Source organism: Sediminibacillus sp. JSM 1682029 (genome assembly GCF_041366435.1).
In the GTDB taxonomy this organism is placed as follows: Bacteria; Bacillota; Bacilli; order Bacillales; family Amphibacillaceae; genus Sediminibacillus; species Sediminibacillus terrae.
On the sequence record NZ_JBEWYY010000001.1, the window covers coordinates 170,937 to 194,320 of the forward strand.

At 42.9% G+C, this 23,384-nt stretch carries 26 protein-coding genes; 5 read left to right on the forward strand and 21 right to left on the reverse strand.

Annotation, left to right across the window (positions count from 1 at the left end; all coding sequences use genetic code 11):
• Positions 1-21: 21 nt before the first annotated feature.
• The 3 genes from ABVF09_RS00830 to ABVF09_RS00840 form a co-directional block, all read right to left on the reverse strand.
• Positions 22-507, reverse strand: coding sequence for an RsfA family transcriptional regulator (locus ABVF09_RS00830; protein ID WP_026771398.1), 486 nt, complete (start codon positions 505-507; stop codon positions 22-24).
• Positions 508-810: 303 nt separating this feature from the next.
• A complete protein-coding gene (gene rpmF / locus ABVF09_RS00835) occupies positions 811-984 on the reverse strand; it encodes a 50S ribosomal protein L32 (protein ID WP_026570466.1) in 174 nt (57 codons plus the stop codon).
• 114 nt (positions 985-1,098) lie between these two features.
• Entirely contained in the window at positions 1,099-1,629 is a 531-nt protein-coding gene (locus tag ABVF09_RS00840) for a YceD family protein (protein WP_026570467.1), read from the reverse strand.
• A 217-nt stretch (positions 1,630-1,846) separates the two neighbouring features.
• Between ABVF09_RS00840 and ABVF09_RS00845 the strand changes: the two genes are divergently transcribed.
• Positions 1,847-3,067 carry a nucleotidyltransferase gene (locus ABVF09_RS00845; protein ID WP_371068421.1) on the forward strand — a complete coding sequence of 407 codons (1,221 nt, stop codon included), beginning with the start codon at positions 1,847-1,849 and terminating at the stop codon, positions 3,065-3,067.
• 392 nt (positions 3,068-3,459) lie between these two features.
• Here ABVF09_RS00845 and ABVF09_RS00850 read toward each other — a convergent pair whose 3' ends face one another.
• A complete protein-coding gene (locus ABVF09_RS00850; RefSeq protein ID WP_026570469.1) occupies positions 3,460-4,476 on the reverse strand; it encodes a SepM family pheromone-processing serine protease in 1,017 nt (338 codons plus the stop codon).
• Positions 4,473-5,258, reverse strand: a complete 786-nt coding sequence (locus ABVF09_RS00855; RefSeq protein ID WP_026771400.1) for a patatin-like phospholipase family protein — start codon at positions 5,256-5,258, stop codon at positions 4,473-4,475. The genes ABVF09_RS00850 and ABVF09_RS00855 overlap by 4 nt, the downstream gene beginning before the upstream one ends.
• A 174-nt stretch (positions 5,259-5,432) precedes the next feature.
• Between ABVF09_RS00855 and ylbJ the strand changes: the two genes are divergently transcribed.
• Entirely contained in the window at positions 5,433-6,635 is a 1,203-nt protein-coding gene (ylbJ, locus tag ABVF09_RS00860) for a sporulation integral membrane protein YlbJ (protein WP_153462492.1), read from the forward strand.
• A gap of 73 nt (positions 6,636-6,708) precedes the next feature.
• On the opposite strand, the gene coaD is transcribed toward ylbJ, so the two are convergent.
• Entirely contained in the window at positions 6,709-7,188 is a 480-nt protein-coding gene (coaD, locus tag ABVF09_RS00865; RefSeq protein ID WP_153462490.1) for a pantetheine-phosphate adenylyltransferase, read from the reverse strand.
• Between the two features lie 2 nt (positions 7,189-7,190).
• Entirely contained in the window at positions 7,191-7,787 is a 597-nt protein-coding gene (gene rsmD / locus ABVF09_RS00870; protein ID WP_081704523.1) for a 16S rRNA (guanine(966)-N(2))-methyltransferase RsmD, read from the reverse strand.
• A gap of 326 nt (positions 7,788-8,113) precedes the next feature.
• On the opposite strand from rsmD, the gene ABVF09_RS00875 reads away from it, so the two are divergent.
• Positions 8,114-8,500, forward strand: a complete 387-nt coding sequence (locus tag ABVF09_RS00875; RefSeq protein ID WP_026570474.1) for a DUF7147 family protein — start codon at positions 8,114-8,116, stop codon at positions 8,498-8,500.
• Between the two features lie 102 nt (positions 8,501-8,602).
• Here ABVF09_RS00875 and ABVF09_RS00880 read toward each other — a convergent pair whose 3' ends face one another.
• The 6 genes from ABVF09_RS00880 to ABVF09_RS00905 form a co-directional block, all read right to left on the reverse strand.
• The gene (locus ABVF09_RS00880; RefSeq protein ID WP_026570475.1) at positions 8,603-8,878 is read right to left on the reverse strand and encodes a YlbG family protein; all 276 of its coding nucleotides are present in this window, start codon (positions 8,876-8,878) and stop codon (positions 8,603-8,605) included.
• 125 nt (positions 8,879-9,003) lie between these two features.
• Positions 9,004-9,444: a YlbF/YmcA family competence regulator gene (locus tag ABVF09_RS00885; RefSeq protein WP_026570476.1), complete on the reverse strand. Its 441-nt coding sequence runs from the start codon at positions 9,442-9,444 to the stop codon at positions 9,004-9,006.
• 926 nt (positions 9,445-10,370) lie between these two features.
• A complete protein-coding gene (locus tag ABVF09_RS00890; protein WP_026570477.1) occupies positions 10,371-10,604 on the reverse strand; it encodes a YlbE-like family protein in 234 nt (77 codons plus the stop codon).
• A gap of 11 nt (positions 10,605-10,615) precedes the next feature.
• Positions 10,616-11,029, reverse strand: coding sequence for a spore coat protein YlbD (gene ylbD, locus ABVF09_RS00895; RefSeq protein ID WP_051382037.1), 414 nt, complete (start codon positions 11,027-11,029; stop codon positions 10,616-10,618).
• A 266-nt stretch (positions 11,030-11,295) separates the two neighbouring features.
• Positions 11,296-12,363 carry a CAP domain-containing protein gene (locus ABVF09_RS00900; protein ID WP_026570478.1) on the reverse strand — a complete coding sequence of 356 codons (1,068 nt, stop codon included), beginning with the start codon at positions 12,361-12,363 and terminating at the stop codon, positions 11,296-11,298.
• Positions 12,364-12,565: 202 nt separating this feature from the next.
• Positions 12,566-12,994 (reverse strand): CBS domain-containing protein, encoded by a 429-nt coding sequence (locus ABVF09_RS00905; protein ID WP_026570479.1) that lies wholly within the window; start codon positions 12,992-12,994, stop codon positions 12,566-12,568.
• 221 nt (positions 12,995-13,215) lie between these two features.
• Here ABVF09_RS00905 and ABVF09_RS00910 point away from each other — a divergent pair, with 221 nt between their 5' ends.
• Both ABVF09_RS00910 and ytvI read left to right on the forward strand, forming a co-directional pair.
• Positions 13,216-13,581, forward strand: coding sequence for a YugN family protein (locus tag ABVF09_RS00910; RefSeq protein ID WP_026570480.1), 366 nt, complete (start codon positions 13,216-13,218; stop codon positions 13,579-13,581).
• 282 nt (positions 13,582-13,863) lie between these two features.
• On the forward strand, positions 13,864-14,922 hold the full coding sequence (gene ytvI / locus ABVF09_RS00915; protein WP_026570481.1) for a sporulation integral membrane protein YtvI: 1,059 nt from the start codon (positions 13,864-13,866) through the stop codon (positions 14,920-14,922).
• Between the two features lie 51 nt (positions 14,923-14,973).
• On the opposite strand, the gene ABVF09_RS00920 is transcribed toward ytvI, so the two are convergent.
• The 8 genes from ABVF09_RS00920 to cyoE form a co-directional block, all read right to left on the reverse strand.
• The gene (locus ABVF09_RS00920; RefSeq protein ID WP_051382038.1) at positions 14,974-15,639 is read right to left on the reverse strand and encodes a GNAT family N-acetyltransferase; all 666 of its coding nucleotides are present in this window, start codon (positions 15,637-15,639) and stop codon (positions 14,974-14,976) included.
• Between the two features lie 88 nt (positions 15,640-15,727).
• The gene (locus ABVF09_RS00925) at positions 15,728-16,183 is read right to left on the reverse strand and encodes a DUF420 domain-containing protein (protein ID WP_026570482.1); all 456 of its coding nucleotides are present in this window, start codon (positions 16,181-16,183) and stop codon (positions 15,728-15,730) included.
• A gap of 38 nt (positions 16,184-16,221) precedes the next feature.
• A complete protein-coding gene (gene ctaG / locus ABVF09_RS00930; RefSeq protein ID WP_371068422.1) occupies positions 16,222-17,124 on the reverse strand; it encodes a cytochrome c oxidase assembly factor CtaG in 903 nt (300 codons plus the stop codon).
• 1,048 nt (positions 17,125-18,172) lie between these two features.
• The gene (ctaF, locus tag ABVF09_RS00935) at positions 18,173-18,487 is read right to left on the reverse strand and encodes a cytochrome c oxidase subunit IVB (protein ID WP_026570484.1); all 315 of its coding nucleotides are present in this window, start codon (positions 18,485-18,487) and stop codon (positions 18,173-18,175) included.
• Positions 18,488-18,490: 3 nt separating this feature from the next.
• Positions 18,491-19,108 carry a cytochrome (ubi)quinol oxidase subunit III gene (locus tag ABVF09_RS00940; RefSeq protein ID WP_037329047.1) on the reverse strand — a complete coding sequence of 206 codons (618 nt, stop codon included), beginning with the start codon at positions 19,106-19,108 and terminating at the stop codon, positions 18,491-18,493.
• Positions 19,108-20,967 carry a cytochrome c oxidase subunit I gene (gene ctaD, locus ABVF09_RS00945; RefSeq protein ID WP_371068423.1) on the reverse strand — a complete coding sequence of 620 codons (1,860 nt, stop codon included), beginning with the start codon at positions 20,965-20,967 and terminating at the stop codon, positions 19,108-19,110. The genes ABVF09_RS00940 and ctaD overlap by 1 nt, the downstream gene beginning before the upstream one ends.
• A gap of 36 nt (positions 20,968-21,003) precedes the next feature.
• Entirely contained in the window at positions 21,004-22,062 is a 1,059-nt protein-coding gene (gene coxB / locus ABVF09_RS00950) for a cytochrome c oxidase subunit II (protein ID WP_026570487.1), read from the reverse strand.
• Between the two features lie 182 nt (positions 22,063-22,244).
• A complete protein-coding gene (cyoE, locus tag ABVF09_RS00955) occupies positions 22,245-23,180 on the reverse strand; it encodes a heme o synthase (protein ID WP_026570488.1) in 936 nt (311 codons plus the stop codon).
• Positions 23,181-23,384: the final 204 nt, after the last annotated feature.

Genomic DNA, 23,384 nt, shown 5'->3' on the forward strand with positions numbered 1-23,384 from the left:
CTTTTAAACTTCTTTGAACTTCTAATTAACCTGTCGTTTCCCCTCCGGGTTTTCCACCCTTTTCCATATATCACCAATTTCATTCCAAGCATCCTGATATTTTTTCAGTCGTTCTTTCAATTGATCATTTTCTGATTTAAGCTGCTGAATTTCTGTATCAATTGATTGCTTGTTGGCTGATTCATAATTGTGCCGGAGCTTTTCCAGCATGGAAATGGCGGCTTCGAAGCCGGAATCCTTGCCAGTGTTTTTTAATTCCGGTTGATAGACAGGAAAATGATCCGCCTGCTTTCTCTCTTGTTTTGCAAGCTGGATGGCCTGCTGATACTGTTTTCTTACCGATGCATTCCAACGGAAGCCGCAAGCAGCCGGGGTTCTGGATAAACGATTGGCAACTTCCTTGAAAGCTTCGAGTTGAGTCTTCCCTTCCCTAATATAACGAAGAACAGTCTCGGCAAGCAGGACATCTTCATCCTGACTCCAAGCGTCCTGTCTCGTATTGTTCATATCATCCCTCCTGTATACGGTTTGCTATCAATGTATGCAATAGATAGGAATGATAGAATAAAATTGTCCGTTCTATTTTTCTTTGATGACAAAAGGCCACTACCTACGCTGTATGCTCAAAGGCATCCCCTATAGAAACACTTTTGCCCGTGATTACGGAAACCCCTTTGAAGAAAAGCCTCGAAGTGACGGTCTTTTGCCACACAATGGTTCACGATTAATACCCAAAAAAAAATCACCTTTCAAACTGCCGTATAGCTAGTTCAAAAGGTGATTCCCTTATAATGGCGCCTATTGATGATATTATTGCTCAACCACTTGTTTTCCGTCATAATGTCCGCAATTTTTGCAAACATGGTGCGGTTTTGTGTATTCACCACAGTTAGAGCACTCAATCATACCCGGTACATGCAGTTTTTTATGCGTACGGCGTTGGTTTTTGACTTTTTTAGAAGTTCTTCTTTTTGGTACTGCCATGTCTTACACCTCCTTCAACTAGTAACGAAAATCATTCCTTATCTGGAAGAAAAAATAGAAACACTATTTTTCCGCTCATCGTAATAAGGCAAAGATGAAGCTGAAAAGCTATCTTCAGCGATTTTCTTCTTGATCATTTTTGTTCAGCAATGATTGCAGTTTTTCCAGACGCGGGTCGACTTTTTCTTCCGATTTACCCTCGGTTTGCAATTCCCAGCCTTCCCCTTCCGTCAGAGCATTTTCCTGCACCTTCGGATCATCGGAAAATACACGGAATGGTACTTCCAATAAAACATTTTCCTTTATATAAGGGTTTAAGTCAAGCATTTCTCCATCAACAGGATGAATTTCTGATTCATCCTCTTCTTGGTAATATGGTGATGCAGAAAAAACTTCCAAAGCATCAATGTGAAATGGATAAGGAACATCCACTAAAGTTCTGGCGCAAGGAAGAATCATTTCTCCGTCAATCGAAAAATGAAAGGTAATTTCGTTCCCCTGTGTGGTTGCTCGACCCTTGACCAATACAGGATCAATTTTCCGAATATCATTGTTCATTTCTTCTATTTCAGAAATATCTACATGGTCTTCAAATGAATAGCCTTCCGTCCCGGCCATCTTCAACTTTTGAAGAGAAAATTTCATTGATATCACCTCAAGGCAACAAAAAATATTTTAAAAGGTATTCTGGCATTTGTCAATATTTTTTCTTTACAGAGCTTATTTTATTCCAAATCAAACACATGCAAGAAAATCATATTCTAGTATACTAACATATTCTCCTTTGACAACCAAATTAAACTGCAGAGGGACAATTGATTTGGTAAAATGAAAACAAACCATTAACAGGGAGTTGGATCGCATGAACGCTTGTGGACTGATAGTGGAATACAATCCGTTTCACTTTGGACATCTCTATCATTTGCAAAAGTCGCGGGAAAAAACCGCAGCCGACTGCATAGTGGCTGTTATGAGTGGTAATTTTTTGCAGCGGGGCGAGCCGGCAATAATCGACAAGTTTCACCGTGCAAAAGCAGCAGTTCAGTGCGGTGTCGATCTTGTCATCGAGTTACCAGCAGTATTCGCTGTGCAAAACAGCGATTTATTTGCAAAAGGAGCTTTGCTTACTTTGGAGGAATTGAAGGTCGAATCTGTTTGTTTCGGAAGCGAACATGGTGAAATCGACCCTTTTATCCAGGCGTATGACCGTTTCAGCCAAAACAGGAAGAAATATGACCAGCAACTAAAGCGGTCGTTAACAGAGGGGCTCTCTTTTCCCGAGGCAAGCAGGTCTGCTTACCAGGCAATCGGATTGCATTCGGGAACGATCGACTTGTCCCGGCCGAACAATATCCTTGGTTACAGCTATGTGAAAGCAATCAAAGAATATGATTTATCCATGGATGCATTAACGATCAAACGTGTGCACAACGATTATCACGATCCGGAAATCAACCATTCCATCGCAAGCGCAACCAGCATAAGAAACGAGCTGCATCAGCATCAGGCGATTACGGAAACAGTCAAAAAAACGCTGCCCGAGCCAGTGCGGCAAATCCTGCTGGACTACAAGCAGGAAGCCGGTTTGTGGCATAATTGGCAAGATTACTTCGATCTCCTTCAATACCGCATCCTTACCATGCAGGCTGAAGAAATACGACAAATCCACGGTGTCGAGGAGGGCTTGGAATATCGGTTGAAAGAAACTGCCGCCAAAGCAGATAGCTTTGTCGAGTGGATGAGAGCACTAAAAACAAAACGATACACTTGGACAAGATTGCAACGGATCTTCGTTCACTTGTTGCTTAATAATCAAAAACAAACGATTCAGCCTTTGTTAAACACGGACCACGTCCCGCATCTTCGGATATTGGCAATGAATGAAACGGGACGGGCTTACTTGAACCATAAACGAAAAGAAATCGGCGTTCCGCTGGTTTCTCAGTTAAAGAAGCAGAAGACCCAGCTTGCCGCGATAGATGAAAAAGCTTCAAACGCCTATTACAGTGTCTCCAGTAACGATACAAGAAGTAAGCTGCGCCGACAGGAATTGGTCTCTCCTTACATAGCAGCCAATGAATAAAAGTCCGATTTAGTACCATCTTGAAAACTCTAATGGCAGAACGTAGACTCGCTTTAGAAAAGCGCAAACGTCTTTAAAAGAGTACAGGCTGCATTCGCCACGTCCTTCCTGGGGAAACGCCTGCATGAAACACATCGTGCGGGCGTCCGCAGACTTAAGGCGAGCATCGCATCGAAATTTCTTTTCCACAAAAAGGCTTTGCTTGAGACCTCAAGGTGGTAGGCGCTGGAGCCGGACATCTACTGACATTGATACATTCTTTCCTTTATAAGCAACGAACTGGAGAGGCTAAATCAAAAAACCGAACGGGTTCGAATGATTACATTTCGAACATCGTTCGGTTTTTGCTTTACTTTCATGTTTTTTCCGGCTCTTTTAATCGTGACAGCCGTTTAGCCATCCATTTCCTCGAGATAGTTCAATGCATCCTCAAACGTATCGACAGGCACAATCTCCATATCCGTTCCAATCTCCTCTGCTGTTTTTGCAGCAACCTTATAATTGGAGTCTTCCGCCCCCTCTTCATTTGGAGCGAAAAATACTTCACAGCCTTCCTTGTCTGCAGCTATTACTTTTTTGTCTATACCGCCAATACGGCCTACTTTCCCTTCATAATTAATTTCTCCTGTACCCGCGATTTGATGGCCTTTCGTCAAATCGTCTTCCGTCAGTTGGTCGTAAATTTCCAAACTGAACATCAAACCAGCACTCGGGCCGCCAATATTACCGCTCGCAAACTTAAGCTCCGGCTCTACTTCTACATTGCGGTTGGTAACTAATTGAATACCGACTCCTATCTTTTCCTGTCCTGGAAATTCTTCCAATTCAATCGTTTTTTTGACGGTTTCTTCTTCTCTTTCCACTGTGACTTCTATTTGGTCACCGGCTTTTTTACTTGATACATAATCGATCAATTCTTCCGATGATTCAAGTCTGCGGCCGTCCATTTCAACAATTTTGTCTCCTGCTTTAAGCTTACCTTCTGCAGGCATCCCTTCAATCACCGCCACTACATAGACACCTTCGTATTCAATATCTATTTGTTTGCCGGCCGCTTGATAAGCAACAACCGTGGAAGCTTCCTGTGAGCTTTCCATCATCTGCAGCTGGGCCTGAAAGTACTCATCCTGTGAAATTCCTTCAGGAAACACTTCGTCAATCGGTTCAATATCCTGGTGGGGACGTATGGAAGCCCATAAGTATTGTAACGGGGTTGCTTGTCCTCCCCTGATAGTCACCAAATGCATATCGCCTTCACTTTCGAACCCGCCGGCTACTTCTACAATTGGGTTCAATGCATCGGCTCCGCCCGGTTTATATATATAATACGGTAACCGGTAGCTAACCAAAAAAGCCGCAATGATTATTACAATGATTGCGGGAATCAGAGTTTTTTTATTGAATTTCATCCCTTTTTCTCCTTCCAATCTTCGATGCTGCGGACAATCTCCGGCATTTTGCGCAGTGTCTCCCGCTCTCCTTCATCGACTATCGCTTCAATATCTTTGAATGCACGGGAGCTATAGGCAGATACGTCCGGTTTCAACAGAATATCTGCTTGAGCACCCGTTGCGTTGACCAGCTCATCCTGCATTATATCGATACTTTGAATAATGACATCATAAATGGATTCCACCTCGGTATTAACCGTAAAATGAGCACAATCGACGCCGATCACGACATCCGCTCCCAGCTGTTTGGCAACCGAGACCGGCACACGATCAACCACTCCCCCGTCAACAAATAACTGCCCGTTTATTTTTACCGGAACGAATATGCCTGGTATCGATATACTCGCCCTGACAGCATCTGCTGCATTTCCTTTTGTAAACACTTTTTTACTTCCATCGAATAAATTTGTCGCGGTTATACCGATCGGTATATCGAATTGTTCCAGATTTTTATCAAAGGTAAACAAACGGATATATTCCTTGATTCGGTCCCCTTGCAAAAAACCCATATTCGGAAGCGTGAAATCCAAAAAGTACTTTCTTTTAAAAGTCCGGGCAAGCTGATACAAGCTTTCCAGTCTCTGACCAGATGCATACAATGCACCTACCAGTGCGCCCATACTGCTTCCTGCTATACAATCAATCGCAATCCCTTTGTCAGTCAATGCTTTTAAAACACCCAAGTGGGCGAATCCTCTCGCCCCTCCAGAACCCAACGCCAATCCTATAGACGGATCCACCCTGCAACGCCCCTTTAACCTGAATGTTTTTACCTATATTATGGCATAAAACCAAGAACTATGAGCGTATATTGTTAAAGGATTGCTTGTACTATAGGAGCTATTCATATTCTACTATTTCCCCTAATAGAAGTACAGAAATGTGGTAAGCTCACCAACTGGGAGGCCGGGGTATTGAAATCTAAAATAAAATCGATTTTGTTTGCCGGAACAGCTTTGTTCCTCGCAGCTGCACTAATTACTTTTCCAGATCAGACACTGGAAGCAAGTATACGGGGACTGAACATGTGGTGGGAAATTGTGTTTCCTTCTCTGCTTCCTTTCTTTATCACTGCAGAGCTATTAATCGGGTTTGGGGTTGTCCGTTTCATCGGTGTTCTGTGTGAACCCATCATGCGTCCACTTTTCAATGTACCAGGGTCCGGAAGTTTCGTCTGGGCAATGGGGATGGCCAGCGGTTATCCATCCGGAGCTAAACTTACCACGCGACTCCGGCAGGAAGAACAATTGACAAAGACAGAAGCAGAGCGACTCGTCTCCTTTACGAATGCTTCAAACCCTTTATTCATCTTTGGAGCCGTTTCTGTCGGTTTTTTTCATGATGCCCAATTGGGGATTTTACTGGCAGTATGCCATTACGGGGGGAATACACTTGTCGGGCTCTGCATGCGTTTTTACGGCCGTGACAAGCAAGAGCGGGGAGAAGAAAAACAACGTGTATCCATATTCTATGCTTTGCAGGCACTTCACCGTACAAGACTGCAGGACTCTCGTCCATTCGGGAAAATATTCGGTGATGCCGTCATCCAATCCATTCAAACATTATTGATGATAGGTGGATTCATCATCATGTTTTCCGTGTTCAATAAACTGATATTCTTGATCGGCATCTCTAAAATCCTTGCAGCCAGTATTTCCCTGGGTTTCACAATGGTTGGCATTCCAGGAGAACTGGCACTTCCGTTTTTTTCAGGACTGTTCGAAATCACCCTCGGTGCCCAAATGATTTCGGGTACGAATTTGCCAAACATGCTGCCAGCGGTCATTGTAGTGAGTTTTATCCTGGCATTCAATGGATTTTCGGTTCAGGCGCAAGTCGCAAGCATACTTGCCGAAAGTGACATTCGCTTCACACCATATTTCTTTGCCAGAATCCTGCATGGTATTTTTGCCAGCACGCTGGCCATCTTTTTATTCAAGCCTCTGTACCTAGACCAATTGGCTTCCTCTTCAGGATCCGGCATTCCTGTTTTCGCAGCCTCAAACGGCCAGGACTGGCTCCTTGCCTTTGAACCGCTTCAACAATACGGACCGTTGATCACCCTGTTGTCCCTGGCATGCGGAGCACTGATCCTGCTTAGACGGCTAATTCGTTGACAAAGTGAAATGTATCGGAAAGGCTGTGTCACATATCTTTTTGCCTGTTCGGCGATGGCACAGCCACTTTCACTTATTTGAATTTTTGCCGGAGGGCAAGTTCCACGGCATTTGGAACCAAATCAGATACATTAGCCTGATATTTGGCAACTTCCTTTACCATGCTTGAACTTAAAAAAGAATATTCATTGTTCGTCATCATAAAAAACGTTTCAATGTCATCATTCAACTTGCGATTCATGGATGTTATTTGCATTTCATACTCGAAGTCGCTGACTGCGCGCAGCCCTCTAATTATCGCCGAAGCTCTCTTCTGTTTGGCATATTCCATTAACAGCTGACTGCTGGAATCCACTTCTACATTTTTTATGTCACGGGTAACTTCCTTTAATAATTCGATTCTTTCTTCTACAGAGAATAGCGGAGATTTCGATTGATTGTTAAAAACGGTCACGATGATTTTATCAAATACCTTTGCTCCCCGCTGAATTATATCCAGATGTCCATAGGTGACGGGATCAAAGCTTCCCGGACATATAGCAAGTCGTTCCATACCTATTGCTCCTTCCGCTGATAGATAGTAATGCTGGTAGTACTTCCGTAAACTTCCGTCTGCCTTCGTGAAAAACCTGCATATTGATCGGGCAGTTTTTCTCTGTTTTCATGTTCGCAGACAATCAAGCCTTTTTGCGTCGCCAGGTGATATGTATCTACAGCTTCCAATAATTTCTCATAGGAAACCTTACCGTAGGGTGGATCCAAAAAGATGACATCAAATTGAAGTCCGCGCCTGCCCGCCGCTTTCATGGCCATGAAAGCATCAGTACGAAATACTTCCGCAGCGTCCTCGAGTGCCAGGGTGCGAAGGTTGTCGTGAATAGTCCGGATAGCTTTTGGCTGCTTATCGACAAATACCGCTTTTTCCATTCCCCGGCTCAATGCTTCAATCCCGAGTCCGCCCGAACCAGCAAACAAATCTAAACAATTCCCTCCCTGGAAGAACGGCCCGATAATTTGAAACAAAGCTTCCTTCACTTTATCCGTGGTTGGCCTGGTCAGCCGGTTTGGCACTGGATCTAATTGCCTTCCTTTATATTTGCCGGAAATTACTCTCATCCGTGTCCACCTCTTCGCTTTATATTCGACCTCCATCCTACCATAAAACAGGATTCTGCGGAAATATTCCTTACTTTAAAATATTGTTCGGTGAGAGTGTATATATTTTTTCAATCCGTCCATACTAACGTAGTGAAGCAGCTGGCTATCCTGACGGCTGCTTCAGAACACGGAGAAGGCTTACGTTTCCCCATAAGTTCTTCTTCCGGTTTCTCCTCTCCCTTTGCCTTTTTGTTTTCTATTCAGAGAACAAAAAGGGCCTGCAGATTAATCTGCAGGCTTTTTTTATGACCTCTCCTTATAGGATGGTATTTGCAATGGCTTTCTCCCATGCTAAAGTATTAGGGAAGAGAGGTGAACAAATGATTCAACGATTAATTGAACTTGGAGAGGGTTACGCCGATATATATGAACTTTGTGAACTAGCGGAAAACATGACTGACAGGATTACACACTTCGTTTCCCTCAGGACAGAAAAAAGTGGCAGGAAGGTAACTTCGCCGGCTCTCATCATGCAACCTTCCAAACAAGGCGAATTCCAGCCCATTTATATTTGCATGGAAGGCGTCCCCGATCCGGAAACGACTCTGAGCAAAAGATATGAATTATTCAAAAAGGCAGCTTCCGAACAGGGGCATGAAATTAAATCCTTAGTGGTCAAATCATCTGCCGAATTTCATGAAAAATCGTTATATTTTCAGTATCTGATCGGAATATTTCATATGAACCGTCTGCTGAAAATCCACTAACAACAGGGTGTCCATATCCTGCTTATTGAACAGTAAGCTCGCAAGTCAAAGCTGTTATCATCGCAAAAAAACATCCTGCCGAGAGTCCGGCCAGGATGTTTTTTAAATACCCATTTTATAATCGTATTCTTTCGCTTTGTCCATTTTGGCATTTTCGAATTCGGTATTGACGTAAGGTTTATATGAAAAATCCACTTTGGATATGAACGGCAATTTATTCAGTCTATCCACCGTTTCCTCTGCTTCCAGTTGGTCCACATAAACCACAGCGTATTTTCGCTGCTTTGATACGTATATTAAATGACCGAATCGTTTGATTTGTTTGATGTTTTTCATATGTTGGAACCAAACAATCAATCCTTGTCTTTTTGTTCTCATATAGGATCCTCGCTTATTACTGATTTATGTCCATTTTATCAGAATATTTCGCACCCAGCAATATCCCCTGAAATAGAAAGGCTGGACCTATCCTTCGGCAAAGAGGTCCAGCCACTCATTTATAATTATGAAGCTTGACAGCCACAACTTCCGCCACTTCCACAGCCGCATCCACTGTCCTGTAGTGCTGCGCCGTCCTTGGGAACTTTCACCTGCTGGCTGGCGCTATGGGCAACCAAATCACTTATTTCATCGAGAAATTGCTGTAAATTGCGTTCAGCTATTTTAAACGAAGCAACTTTTTCGTTCATGTCCATTTCCCTTTTAGAAGCACGGACATCCTTCATAATTTGATTATAATCCGGATGATACCTTCCGAATCGCTGAACATCTTCGTACTGTTCTTTCATACGATTGAAGGAAGCAATCAGTTTTTGTGCTTCATCATCCTCTTCCAGCTGTCTTTTTTGCTGATGGTACTTTTCCATGACATCGGATTGAAGAATCATTTGGCCAAGTGCTTCAGACTTATCTATAATATCTACTAACTCTAAAGTGGCAAACACTGTATCCACCTCCATATCCTATATAATATCAACAATGGACTGAAATGAAAAGCGGAATCAGTCGTTTTAGTAATGTAGAACCGGATTATGGACCATTCATATGACTTGCAAGGATAAAGGACCAACAAATTATGGCTTGTCTCAAACGTATAATGTGTTACAAGGCGGATTCTTATAAATTTTTGCTCTTGCACATAAAAGTACCTGCGCAGTAGCCGTAATGGGAGGAAAAGCGTGCTAACCAACACTTCGGTAGCATACTTCGCTTTCCGCGGGCACGGCTTCAGCTAACTTGGTAAAGAAAACCGCTTTACCAAGTGGATCTTCAGCTCGTGCTGTTCCCGCAGGAGTCTGCGTATGCTCCCTGCGCTAAGGAGCATGCTGATTAACGGAAACGTAGACTTTTTCCTTGAGAACCAACAAGCCATCTTAAAAACGTTTGTCAGGAAATGTGTACTTCTTTTCATAAAAGACAGTTGTAATTCCCGCCTTTTCTCCTGTTCTTGGACTTTTTGTCTGTTTTCCTAGCTATGTCTTTGTTGATACAGCGCCTGGAAAAATGAAATGCCTAGTACACGCTTTTTTAAACAGAAAGCTGTTCCTAGCGGAGGAATACCCGGAGACTCCTCGAAAATACAAAACAATTTTCTTCGTGCGATGCATCGCTGCCGCAGCCTTCCTTGGGACTGCGATTACTCGTCCCACCGAAAACACCTGTCCTGCGGGAGGAAAGGCCTCGGTGAGATCCCGCAGAGCGTCAGCTCGAGGAAGCTCACCAGCCGCCCGCGGAAAGCGCAGGGTATTTCCGCAGCGTCGAACTCCCACTCAACGAATGCAAGAAGTTAGGAAGAAAAATTCAAACGATGTCGCAGTTTCTGTCAAATGTGCTGATTAATAAGCAACAATGTATGCGAAAAGAGCCTTTTTCAATCCTTCATGGATCCGGCCATCTGGATAAGCATCGAAATCATTTGCATTTGTCCACTCAACCGTTCGATCCGCTGCGGAATTGTTTTCCCGTAAAAAGCTTTTGCTGCTTTTTCCAGTTCGGTAACTTCTTCCGGGTTTCGAGTCAATTTCCGGTACCATTCAGGATTCATTCTGATAAAATGCTTCAAGTCTGGCCGGTTCGTAAGCTGCTGATAAATGGCTGGCTGCAATGCTACCCCTCCTAATCTTTACTCCAAGGTGTCTGATGCAGCATAGAGTTTTTTGCAGGAGATTGTTTTTTAAACTCTTGAAACTGGCCGATCAATGTCTGGATATTGTTTATCGCACCATTTAATTGATGCATATGGCCCTGCACTTTGTTTAAATCTACCTTCTCGATCATTTGCATAAACTGACTAGCAAGCTGTTGCTGCTTACCTTGAGAATCATCTGTTTCAGACTCCCCTTTTTTCTGAGCCCCTTTCAGATTTCCCGGTTGGAATTCCTTCCACTTTTCATCTTCTTCCCCGAGCAGAATCCACATTTCATAAAAATCCTGCCATGACTTTCCGTTTTGATTGACTTCCTTTATTAGCCCCGGATGCTTTTTAACGAACGTCTTAAATTCTCGTATAGAAGGATGCAAATCACTCATTGACAATCACCTGCTCCCCATATCCTTTTCCTCCATTATATGAAAGCTGAAAAAACGTGTGAAATACCCATGGAGGACAAGTGTCTGTCAGCTGGAATTACATCCATCCTCTGTGTGGAAAGAAAGCAACCTGCATTGTGTACGTATATGTGCACAGTTGTTACAAAACTAGAAATACCGGACGACATCGATTGCTTGAATTCGAATTATCGTCCGGTTTTTCACTTTGGAAAACAATCGTTTTGCTGCTTCCCCTTATCTCTATATTAAGGCTTCTGCATGAAATTTTGCGTATAATAATACCGATAGACACCGACACCTAAGTGGGTATAACCCTCCTTCAACAGAGCCTCACGATGACCTTCACTATTCAGCCAACCTTCGACAGCAGCAGGTCCGTCAGTGTATTGGGCAGCTATGTTCTCACCAGCTGACAGATAATAGATGTCATGTTCGCTAAGCCGCTCCTTCAACCCTTCTCCGTTTTGGGAATAGTGGGAGAAATAGTTATTGTCCGACATGTCCTTACTGTGCGAAAAGGCGACCTCCGCAATAGGATCATCCCAATTGAGCGCTCCTTTATCGTGGCGTTTCCTGATGACATTGGTGATATCGAATATTTGTTGTTCCATTCCTTTTTGTACTTCTTCCCATTCTGTATCAGTCAACTCCGGTTTCTCTGGCAGCTTACCGCGGTAGTAAATTTCATATGGTCGCTGTTTCAATAAGATATCTTTGGTAACCACCCTGACAGAGGATAGTTTTTCCGTGAATGTATCAAAATATAACTGCATATAAGTTTGCTTGTCCAGTTTTACGAGTGGACGAACTGCTAATTCATCTTCTGTCAACTGGAATCTATAGGAAGTGACTCCTTCGGATATAGATACTTCTTTGGCAAATTCGAAATGTGCTGCTGCTTCCTCATAGGTTTGTCCGATGCTGACCGGATCGATCGATAAGTCATCCCCTGTGGCGAAGATAGTGACAACATGTCCATCTTCCACACCAAATTGCATATATTGATTTTCTTTGTTTGTATAGACCCACCAGTCGTATCCATAGGAGCTTTTATCTTTACGAACAGGTTTTCCCAGCTTTTTCTGCAATGCATCCGTTGACTCCCCGATTCTGCTGTACAAATCACCCTCTAAGTTAATGTTCGATGTGAAATGATCCGGAGTGGTTTTGCTTTCCATCTCCGTTTCTTTCGTCTTTAATTTTTGTTCTACTTTCTGTACCGCTTCATCAGGGTTAAAGTCCCCTATTTTGACTAAATAAAAAACCCCCGCCGCGATCAGTACCAGCACAATCAACCTTCCGATTCCTCTCATAGCCCTTTAAACTCCTTTTTTGCCTGTTAAGTAATTATAATAATCGAAATCTTACTTTATGAAAAGAAATTGAGGAAATCCATTTTCTCCTTGGATAGTTGAACGAATCCCCTCCATCTTTTATCACTTCGTACCGTACAATCTAAAACAGACCGTCCCCGTTTCCTTTCTGGGGACAGTCTGTTCCATCATACGTGAAAAGTCAGTGAAGTTCCGGCCGCTCGGAAATTTCCTCCAAAGCATGGCCGGCCGCTAAATTGGATTTTTCCTCCAAGGCCAAATCTCCAAGCGAGACCATTCCTGCCAGCTTACCGTTTTCAACAACCGGCAGACGACGAATTTGCTTTTCCGCCATTAAGCTGCTTGCTTCTTGAACAGAAGCATCAGGAGCTACAGAGTAAAGTTTCCCACTCATTACATCACTTACTTTGGACGAAGGGCTTTTCTCCTTCGCCAATCCGCGTACAACCAAGTCTCTATCCGTAATCATTCCAAGTAATTCCCGATCGGTCCCGCATACGGGAACAGCACCGACGTTATGGTCGGTCATGATTTTGGCAGCCTCTGTCAACGTATCATCTGCTGAACAAACAGAAAGATCGGTTGTCATAACCTCTTTAAGTTTTTTCATTGCAGTACCTCCTAGTTGTGTTATGAATGGTACTCCCCACTCTGTAGCTATTCTTCCCCTAAACCTTTTATATAAATCGCACTTCCATTACAAAACTTCACCTCCATTAAAGTTTTATCAAAAGATGGTCGAACTGGAATTCTCGATACGATAATAATTGCAACTTCCTGCAATAAATACTATTATTAAGTTAGATATACAATTTTTGCGAGGTGGAAGTAATGAGAATAGAAGGAACAGGAATCGAAGGAATGATCATGGATTTAAAACCGTTGGACCATCTTATGGACGAAATCGCTTTTGTCCGTGCCGGTCAGTGGGATTATGAAAGGGTTACATACGATTATAAAATTGGGTCTGCCGAGAAAAATATCACTTATTACATAAGAATCCAAGGCTACGCTGTCGAGGGAGAAGTTGACCGCGGAGATGCTGTCATCAAACTTTCGACGCCTCTGTTGGGAAAACATTATTATCCTCATGGAGTCGAATATGGCGAAGGAGAAGATTTTCCGGAGAGTGTCATCGACCGCACAAAAAGTTTACTGGCGAAAGCCAAAAACGAATTGGACAGTTTTGCAAAATAATGTGATGAAACTGCCGGCTGGCTGCCGGCAGTTTTTTCTCCCCTTTCAGCCCAGCTGAATAGTCTTATTCTTGTTCACAAGAAGTTAATTGTTTTTTCAACAAACTTACAAAAAAACATGTTATGATTAACTTTAGAGAGCATTCTTGTTCACTTGCTTACCAACCTTAATCAGTAATGCTGCCCGGGGGCAGTTTTCTTTGTATACATTATTACTTCACAAAACTGCTTGTCGCAACTGCATTCATATAGTTCACGTGCTGGAAAGGAGATACATAACCAATTGTTCCGTTACTTGTCAAAACGCCAATGGATATTAATTATAGCAGCAATACTTATTCTCATTGCCGGGTATTTCATTTTACCGGTATCCGTTCCCTTGATTCTGGCTCTTCTAACCGCCATGTTTTTGAACCCTGCCATCAGATGGCTCCAATACCGCTTTAAAATGAACCGTAAATTTTCTGTAACGATCATATTTCTTATCTTTCTGCTTGTCATTAGTCTGGTCGGTACTTATTTTGTGACACGGGCTGTTACTCATGTAGTCAATTTTGCCGAAAATGCACCTTCTTATGTCAACCAGTTAAATACCAAGTTTACAGAATGGGAAACAGATATGGATCGTTTCACCGAAAATCTCCCTTCCGATTTTGTAGTAGAGGTGAAGGATGGTTTTAAACGAAACATTGAGTTACTGAGCACAAAAGTCAAACAATATTTCGAACTTGACAAAATCGCTTCGGCAGCGGCGAAAGTACCGGAATACCTCGTCAGCCTGCTTGTCTACTTAATCGCATTATTTTTGTTCATGCTTGAATTGCCGCGCCTAAAAGCTATGTCTTACAATCACCTTACAGAGGAAACGGCAGAAAAAGTCAAGTTTATGAATGCTCGTTTATCGTATGTCGTCCTCGGATTTTTAAAAGCACAATTTCTCGTAAGCATCATCATTTTTGTCGTATCGCTAATCGGCCTTCTGTATATAACACCGGAAGTCGCTATAATCATGTCTATTATCATTTGGCTGGTCGATTTCATCCCGATCATCGGATCGATTGTGATACTTGGTCCGTGGGCCTTGTATATGCTTTTGGCTGGTGATACGGTCATGGGCATTCAGCTTGCAGTATTGGCGATTATCCTGCTGGCAATCAGAAGGACCGTAGAACCGAAAGTAATGGGACGTCATATTGGACTTTCCCCTTTAGCCACACTGATTGCCATGTACCTCGGTCTCCAGTTGATAGGAATCATCGGCTTTATCCTGGGACCTTTACTGGTTATAGCTTTTAATTCAGCGAAAGAAGCCGGAATTATTAAATGGAACTTTAAAATTTAACGGAAAAGCATTTGAAAAGGCCTATCCTTTTACTCTGGATAGGCCGATTTTTTACAAGGAATTGGTTCCTTGAATGCTCTTCTTTTGAACAGCTCTTCTTTTTTCATATATTAAAATGCCTTTTTCATTGGCAACCTTTTTGAAGCCATTCTTTTTAAGTACTCGCTGAGAAGCTAGGTTCTCTTTGTCACAGCAAGCTCTGATTTTTTTGATTTGCTGATAGAAAGCCCATTGACACAGGGAACTTACAGCTTCTGTCGCATATCCTTGATTTTGTTTCTTTCGCAAAATCCTATAACCGAGTTCAGCCGTCTTTTTTTGTTCGTCAAAAGCTCTAAATCCAGCCTCGCCGATAATCCGCCCCTTTCGTTTGTCGCGAATAATCCACGGGCCCATGCCAAGTGACACTTTTCCATTTTCCAAGTCTTCCAAGTAATAAGGAAGCAAAGCCTTCAATGAATAATGAGGCCATTCGACATCATAGGGAATATGTTTGTCATAATAGTACTCCATTGGGTTTTTAATAAGCATTTGGCCTTCTTCTAATGTTATAGGTTCTATTAGCAACCGCGCACTTTCTATATCCATCATGAACCGATCCTTTCGTACATGTTTATATAGCCTATATACCATCGGATTCCAAGAAATAAACGTGAGAGCAGCCTTTAAGAACGAAATGAATGAAATTTGTCCGCCAAAATAACCCTGCAGATTCATCCTTCTCCATATTTTTATAAAAGGAGGGGCTGCCCCATCATGTTTATGACAATCGGGACAGCCCCTTTCCAGATATTCACCACAAATTTTATAAACCGAGGATGGCTTTTATCATACTTGTAGTTTCTCCGCCATCAAAAAAGATATACAAAAGCAGATATACTGCTACACCGGTTATGGCAGTAAAAAACCAGATAATACTCGTAACCGGTCCTATTTTGCGGTGTTTCCTGATTTTTCTTTTAAAAGCCAAAGTCAGTGTCACTATTCCAAAAACAGCTCCCACTGTTGCAAGGATAATATGAAAAATCAAGAATACCGTGTAGTATAGCTTGATGTCATCAGGACCGCCGAAGCTGGTATTTCCTATAAAAATGGTCCGGGACATATAGATGATAAAAAATAGCAAAGCGCTAATTGCAGCTGCTATCATCGTACGTTTATGAGCGGCGAACCTGTTTTTTGCAATAAGATACCAGCCAATGGCAATAAGTACCGCACTCAATACAATAAAAAACGTGCTGATCGTTGGCAATATCGGCATAAGACTTTAACCTCTCCCTGTTCTGAATAGAAAACGATTTATGCTTCTGTAGTTGTATTAGTGGATGGCAACGGATCAACTTTGTCCACACTCTTATTGAACCAGCCAAAGAAAATCCGCGCTAAGACGAACCCATAAACAATTTCCTGCATGATTTTCATCAAAATCCCGCCTAGCTGCTGATCCTCCAAAACGGGTATCGGAGAAAACATTTGCGGTCCTGTCAAAGGCAGTCCATTTAAAACGGATTGAGGAACGCAAAGCGACATTGCTTGAATCCAACCACTTGTTTCACTATAAGTGGCATATAGCGAATGCCCAGAAAAAATGATTAAACCGCAAGCCGGTGTAATCAACACCCCGTTGGCAAATATATAACCGATTTTCATCAAAGGGGAAAGTTTGTCCATTTCTTTGATAGGAGTAAATATCGGCCACCATACCAGAAACGCCGCTAACAATATTACCGTCGTGATGACGGCATGAGCTACTACATTCGCTTTGGCGAAATCGAAAATAACCGGCATATGGTACATGGAAAATAACCCATTGAACAACAGCAATGCGATCAACGGTTTTGTCAGAAGGTTCAAAACTTGCTTTAACCCTGGCACCGAAAAAACGTTTCTCCATATCCATTCTGGAATTCCTTTGATAATCAAAATCGGAAAAACTAAATAATACAGCGACATTTGTATCATGTGGGAAGTAAACATGATATGGGACAGTAAATCGATTGGTGATCCTTTGATAAGGTAAAGTATTACTAATCCCGTGTAAAAATAGATCAGCTGTTTTCGACTTGGCCGACCCTTATCAGTGAACTTCTCTCTGAAAGTGAATGTGATCAAATAATATATCAAGCCCAGGGCGATGACGAACAGCAAATAATAGGGACTCCATAATGCACGAAAACCAAAAATTTGTAATTCCAGCCACATAGCAACCTCACTCCATCTAAAAAATTACTTCTTCCATTATAACGCATCCTGTAAACTTATTGAGCGTGTATTGTGACAATTTAAAAACAGATTGACATCTTTCCTGTACACTCCTACATTATATCGCGTTTACACTGTTTTTTAAAATCTATAACCATCGTCTAATGTAGCGATAAGTTCCCATTGGATATAAACCGCGCAGTAACTGTAATGGGAAGTTGGACTGCCTATTCAAAAAGCGTGTTACCCACCGCTTCGGTGGCATACTTCGCTTTCCGCGTGCACGGCTTCAGCTAACTTGGCAAAGAAAAGCCCTTTACCAAGTGGATCTTCAGCTCGCGCTGTTCCTGCTGGAGTCTGCGTATGCTACCTGCGCTAAGAGGCATGCTGACTATCCCCTATAGACTTTTTCTTTAAGAAGCAACAAGCCATCTTAAAAGGAAATGTGTATTCTTTTCATAAAAAGCCAGTTAGAGTTCCATCTTTTCACCTGTCCTTGGTCTCGCTGCTTGTTTTCCTAGCTAGGGCTTTTGATAAAACAGTGCGTGGAGTCCCATGAATAAAAAAAGTATTCTACACGTGTATTTAAACAGGAAGCCGTTCCTAGCGGAGGAATACCCGGAGACTCCAGCGGGAGGAAAGGCCTCGGTGAGATCCCGCAGAGCGTCAGCTCGAGGAAGCTCACCAGCCACCCGCGGAAAGCGCAGGGTATTTCCGCAGCGCCGAACCCCATTCGACGAATGGAAGAAGTCAGGAAGACAAATTCAACGATGTCGCAGTTTCTATCCACTACGTTGGTCATATCGTTACGAACAAACGGACAAAAGTGCAACCGTCTGTTTAAAGGAGCGCAGGCTATAGCCGCCACATCCTGTGGCAACGCCTGCATGTCCCACTTCCTTTGGGCCTCCGACATGCTTAAGACTCGAGGGGTAGACGCTGGAGCTGGTCTTGGCTGTTTCAGCCAATAATTCCACAGACAATTAATTGGATAAATTCCTATACAACAAAAAAAGGGCCGGGAATTTGCTCCCGGGCCCTATAGGTTTTACCACCAAATCAATACAGATAGAGTCAAGACAGTCATAAATGCAACAAATGCTCCGGAATAAATCATCAGGGCTGGCATTTCATGTCCCTTATGGCTCATATGCATGAAATAGTAAAGTTGAAATCCTACTTGAACTGCAGCCAGTACCAATAAAACCGGTATGACAAACAACTTGCTCAGATCAGCCATCACCATGCCGAATGCAATGAGTGTAAATACAATCATCAATGCAAAGGTGATAACCTGTTGTTTCATTTCTTCCTTGTTTTTCTTTCGTTTGTAATTTTCATGAATATTGGTGTTCTCGGCCATGGCTTAGATCACCCCCATCAGATATACAACCGTAAAGATAAATACCCATACAACATCGATAAAGTGCCAATACAAACTGGCGATATAGAACTTGGGTGCATTGTATAAGTTCAATCCTCTTTTTGCATTTCGCACCATCAAGGCTATAATCCATAGTAAACCAAATGTCACGTGGCCCCCATGGAAGCCGACAAGTGTATAAAAGGCCGACCCAAACGCAGAGGAACGAAGTGTGAAGCCTTCCCCATGGATGTAATGATAAAACTCATATAGCTCACAACCAAGGAAACCAAGACCCAGAAGGACAGTGATCCCCAGCCATAATTGCATTTTGCCGAAACTATTGTTTTTCATATGGTACATCGCATATACACTAGTAAGTGAGCTGGTCAATAGCAGCATGGTCATAACAAATACCAATTTCAGACCGAATAACTCTTCTGCACCTGGTCCATCATTAGTCGAATTTCTCAATGCAAGGTAAGTACCAAACAAACTTGCGAATAAAACCGTTTCCCCGCCTAGGAAAAACCAGAATCCTAAAAATTTGTTTTTACCTTCCAATGTAGCTCTTTCGGGCTGTTCCGGCATTGTTTCCGGATTCAATGTTTGATCGCTCATTATTGTTCAGCCCCCTCTTTTTCTAAATCTTCTTTATGGATGTGATGTCCAAGATCATCTTTCATCGATCTGGTCAACATACAACCAAGTGTAATACCCATGCCAAGAATCACTAACCACAGGTATGACAAATTGTCGACCTGATAAATAAAACCGAATCCTGCGATAAACAGGCCGAGCGACATGATAAATGGCAGAATGGATGGATTCGGCATATGGATGTCATCCAGCGGTTCTGCAGGAGTGATGCCCTTCCGTCCTTCCATTTTTTCAATCCATAAAGGATCAAGTCCACGCACCAATGGCGTTTGTTTAAAGTTGTAATGTGGCGGCGGCGAAGGTATCGACCATTCCAGTGTCCGGCCGTCCCACGGGTCCCCGCTCACTTTCGGTGCCTTTACCGACGTATAAATGACATTGATGACAAATACAATAGCGCCAATTGCCATCAAAAACGCGCCGATACTGCTCACCAGGTTTCCTGTTTCTAGATGCTGCCCCGGCAAGAACGTCCAGTAACGACGAGGCATTCCCATCAAGCCTAGGAAGTGCTGAATAAAGAATGTCAAATGGAATCCGGTAAAGAATGTCCAGAATGTAATTTGCCCCAATGTTTCATTAAGAACTTTGCCGAACATTTTCGGCCACCAGTAATGCATGGCGGCGAACAGGCCGAACACTACCCCTCCGACAATGACATAGTGGAAGTGAGCGACAACAAAGTACGTATCATGGTACTGATAGTCTGCTGCTGCGGCTGCCAACATAACACCTGTCGTTCCGCCAATCGTAAACGAAGGAATAAACCCTAACGCCCATAACATAGCAGAGTTGATGGTGATGGTACCACCCCACAAGGTGAACAGCCAGTTAAAGATTTTGATACCTGTCGGAACCGCAATAGCCATTGTTGCAATTGCAAAAATAGAGTTGGCTGCCGGTCCAAGTCCGGTTGCAAACATGTGATGCGCCCAGACCATGAATCCCAGGAAACCGATCAATGTTGTCGCAAATACCATTGCTGTGTAACCGAACAGTCTTTTCTTCGAGAACGTCGATAGTACATCACTGAATACCCCGAATGCAGGGAGAATCAGAATATAAACTTCAGGGTGTCCGAATATCCAGAACAAATGCTCCCAAATGACCGAGTTACCGCCCATCGAGGCATTGAAGAATCCGGATCCGAACAAACGATCGAACATTAACAGAAACAAGCCGACTGTCAGTGCTGGAAACGCAAACAGAATCAGTGTGCTTGTCACAAGCGCCGTCCAAGTGAATAGCGGCATACGCATGTAAGTCATTCCAGGCGCCCGCATATTGATAATGGTGACGAGGAAGTTGATGCCCCCAATCAATGTACCTGCACCGGATATTTGCAGACCCAGTACATAGAAATCCACACCATGGCCCGGCGATACCGTTGATAACGGTGCATAGGCAGTCCATCCTGCATCGGGAGCCCCTCCAAGGAACCAGCCACAGTTAAGAATAAGACCGCCAAACAGGAACAGCCAAAAACCCAGCGAATTCAAAAACGGGAACGCTACGTCCCTAGCCCCTATTTGTAATGGAACGACAGCATTCATGATAGCGAATATTAATGGCATTGCAGCCAAAAAAATCATGGTCGTTCCGTGCATAGTCAATAACTCATTATAAAAACCGGCGCTAACAAAATCATTATCTGGTTTTATTAGCTGAATACGGATCAATAATGCTTCTAGTCCACCTACCAGGAAAAACAAACCACCAGCCACTAAATATAAATGGGCAATCTTTTTATGATCGACAGTGGTTAAGTAATCCCAGATAAATGCGCCGAAGCCTTTTTTTTGCGCAACTGCTGTACTCACGCTTTTAAACCTCCCTTAACCTCTTCCATCCCTTTTTTACTCGTTTGTCTCTGCACTTTCAGGAGTAATATCCGATGGTTGTAATTGTAGTAAATAGTCAGCGATTTTTTCTGCTTCCTCACGGCTGACATCATAATTGGCATCCGCCATTTTGTTTCCTGGTTTCATGCTTTCAGGGTCCATGATCCAATCAACAATGTTATCTTTGGTATGTTCTTTCACGCCAGCCAAAGTTGTCCGGTCACCGAAGTTTGTCAGGTTAGGACCGGTGGCAGCCGGAGATGCGCCAATCGCATGACAGCCGATACAACTGTTGTCCTGGAATAATTGTTGTCCTTCCTGGGCGTCAGCTGTTTCCGGTTGTGCTTCCGGATCCACATTTTGCATATCTTCCACCCATTGGTCGAACTCTTCAGGACTTACAGCAATTACTTTAAAGTCCATCAACGAATGAGATGTACCACAAAATTCAGCACATTTCCCATCGTAAACCCCTTCTTCATCGGCTTGAATATACATGGTATTTTCGTTTTCTGGATGCAAATCCATTTTACCGGAGAGCGCAGGCACCCAGAAAGAGTGAAGTACATCACTGGTTTTCATGTTCAAATATACTTTTTCACCAGTAGGGATATATAAGTCCTGGCTTGTTTGAATTTCTTCCCCTTCATAATTAAAGTGCCACCAGAACTGGTTACCAGTTACATTCACGTTCAATGATTCATCTGCAGCGCTTTCGTCTGCAAGATCAAACGTAATAGCGACAGTAGGAATCGCAATGATGACAAGTAAAATAATAGGGATAACGGTCCAAATCACTTCCAACGCTTTGTTCCCCTCTGTTTGCGGTGGAATGTAATCCTCGCGACCTTTTTTCTTTCTGAAACGAACAATGACGATTGCATAAATCACCATGACGACGATAAACACAAATATCATGACGCCCAAAGAAATATTGATAAGGTTCAAGGCAGCTTTGGATCCATAACCTTTAGGTGTTAAGGCACTTAGATTTTCTTTTCCACAGCCTGACAATACAAGCATCAAGAAACCGAATATACCGAGTGCCCGGAACTTTCCCATCCAACCTTTCATTCAAATGATACCTCTCTTTCTCTTGTGTCCTTTTATTTAAATAATTAGAATACACAGGTGTAAGTCCGTCAGTATGTAAGCAGGACGGCTTGTTAAATCCACCGTAACACATTTGAAGCCAAGGCACGAACAAGCCGTATCAACCTGCTGATTATCATGGAACTTTTCAAACGTATTCTAAATTAATTAACAACACCCGGGAGCGTTACTAATACCATGGTTACAAATAGTATCATCAAATAATTCAAAGAATAAACAAACATGATGTTTGCCCATTTCCTATTATTCTTCATGAAAAATCCGCTTATGCCCATAATCAGCCAGCCTGCATTCAATAGTCCGGCAATGATCAAGAATACCTTTCCCAGTGAAAATAAGTAAAAAGGCAACGGCAATAAGCATGCGACGTAGATGACCATTTGTCTTCTCGTGATGGCAAAACCGTGCACGGCCGGAAGCATCGGTATGCCCGCCGCTTTATATTCTTTACATTTTTTAATGGCCAGCGCCAGAAAATGCGGCGTCTGCCATAGAAACATAATCAAAAACAAAATAAAAGCCGCAGCATGCGGGCTTGGGTCAACTGCCGCCCACCCGATCACCGGTGGTACTGCACCTGACAAACTGCCGATAGCGGTGTTGATTGTATACCTTCTTTTCGTCCACATCGTATAAAGAACGACATAGGCAAACCATCCAAAAGCACCTATCAAAGCTGCTTCCCAAGTCGTGAACGACAAGAGCACAACCCCTGTCAATGAAGCAAAAATCCCCATCCACAGAATCACTTTTAGCGGGATGCTTCCGGTAACAGTGGGACGATTTTTCGTCCGCTTCATGATTGGATCGATGTCTCGATCGTAATAATTATTGAGTATGCAGCCGCCGGCAATCAATAAAGCCGTACCAGCCACCATCAGGATCAACCTGCCCCAATAATCCGACAGAGTGCCTCCAGTAAAATACAGCGCCAGCCAGAATCCGGCAAAAGCAGTGATCAAATTGGAATTTATGATACCTACTTTAATGAGAGCCATTATATCCGCCCAGAGAGCAGACTTGTCTTCGCTGTCTGTCTTCCCTATTACATGAGAAGAAGTTGCTTCTACTTTATTCATTCTAGCCTACAACCCTCCTTCCAGCTCCCTTTACAATCAAACGCCTGGATGAAAACGTTCAGTTGATTTCATCTCTTCAAAATTGGTTGATCGTCAACGTTGTTAGTATAACCTATTTTTAACAACTACGCAGGTTATATCCATATTGTATCACGGATTTGAAATTCAATCTATTTAACTAAACACTGTAAAACCGGCTTTTAG

Coding starts and splice junctions, on each gene's coding strand:
- ABVF09_RS00830 (WP_026771398.1), bottom strand. CDS start 507: ATGAACAATACGAGACAGGACGCTTGGAGTCAGGATGAAGATGTCCTG.
- rpmF (WP_026570466.1), bottom strand. CDS start 984: ATGGCAGTACCAAAAAGAAGAACTTCTAAAAAAGTCAAAAACCAACGC.
- ABVF09_RS00840 (WP_026570467.1), bottom strand. CDS start 1,629: ATGAAATTTTCTCTTCAAAAGTTGAAGATGGCCGGGACGGAAGGCTAT.
- ABVF09_RS00845 (WP_371068421.1), top strand. CDS start 1,847: ATGAACGCTTGTGGACTGATAGTGGAATACAATCCGTTTCACTTTGGA.
- ABVF09_RS00850 (WP_026570469.1), bottom strand. CDS start 4,476: ATGAAATTCAATAAAAAAACTCTGATTCCCGCAATCATTGTAATAATC.
- coaD (WP_153462490.1), bottom strand. CDS start 7,188: ATGGAACGACTTGCTATATGTCCGGGAAGCTTTGATCCCGTCACCTAT.
- rsmD (WP_081704523.1), bottom strand. CDS start 7,787: ATGGAGGTCGAATATAAAGCGAAGAGGTGGACACGGATGAGAGTAATT.
- ABVF09_RS00875 (WP_026570474.1), top strand. CDS start 8,114: ATGATTCAACGATTAATTGAACTTGGAGAGGGTTACGCCGATATATAT.
- ABVF09_RS00880 (WP_026570475.1), bottom strand. CDS start 8,878: ATGAGAACAAAAAGACAAGGATTGATTGTTTGGTTCCAACATATGAAA.
- ylbD (WP_051382037.1), bottom strand. CDS start 11,029: ATGAGTGATTTGCATCCTTCTATACGAGAATTTAAGACGTTCGTTAAA.
- ABVF09_RS00900 (WP_026570478.1), bottom strand. CDS start 12,363: ATGAGAGGAATCGGAAGGTTGATTGTGCTGGTACTGATCGCGGCGGGG.
- ABVF09_RS00905 (WP_026570479.1), bottom strand. CDS start 12,994: ATGAAAAAACTTAAAGAGGTTATGACAACCGATCTTTCTGTTTGTTCA.
- ABVF09_RS00910 (WP_026570480.1), top strand. CDS start 13,216: ATGAGAATAGAAGGAACAGGAATCGAAGGAATGATCATGGATTTAAAA.
- ABVF09_RS00920 (WP_051382038.1), bottom strand. CDS start 15,639: ATGAATCTGCAGGGTTATTTTGGCGGACAAATTTCATTCATTTCGTTC.
- ABVF09_RS00925 (WP_026570482.1), bottom strand. CDS start 16,183: ATGCCGATATTGCCAACGATCAGCACGTTTTTTATTGTATTGAGTGCG.
- ctaG (WP_371068422.1), bottom strand. CDS start 17,124: ATGTGGCTGGAATTACAAATTTTTGGTTTTCGTGCATTATGGAGTCCC.
- ctaF (WP_026570484.1), bottom strand. CDS start 18,487: ATGGCCGAGAACACCAATATTCATGAAAATTACAAACGAAAGAAAAAC.
- ABVF09_RS00940 (WP_037329047.1), bottom strand. CDS start 19,108: ATGAGCGATCAAACATTGAATCCGGAAACAATGCCGGAACAGCCCGAA.
- coxB (WP_026570487.1), bottom strand. CDS start 22,062: ATGAAAGGTTGGATGGGAAAGTTCCGGGCACTCGGTATATTCGGTTTC.
- cyoE (WP_026570488.1), bottom strand. CDS start 23,180: ATGAATAAAGTAGAAGCAACTTCTTCTCATGTAATAGGGAAGACAGAC.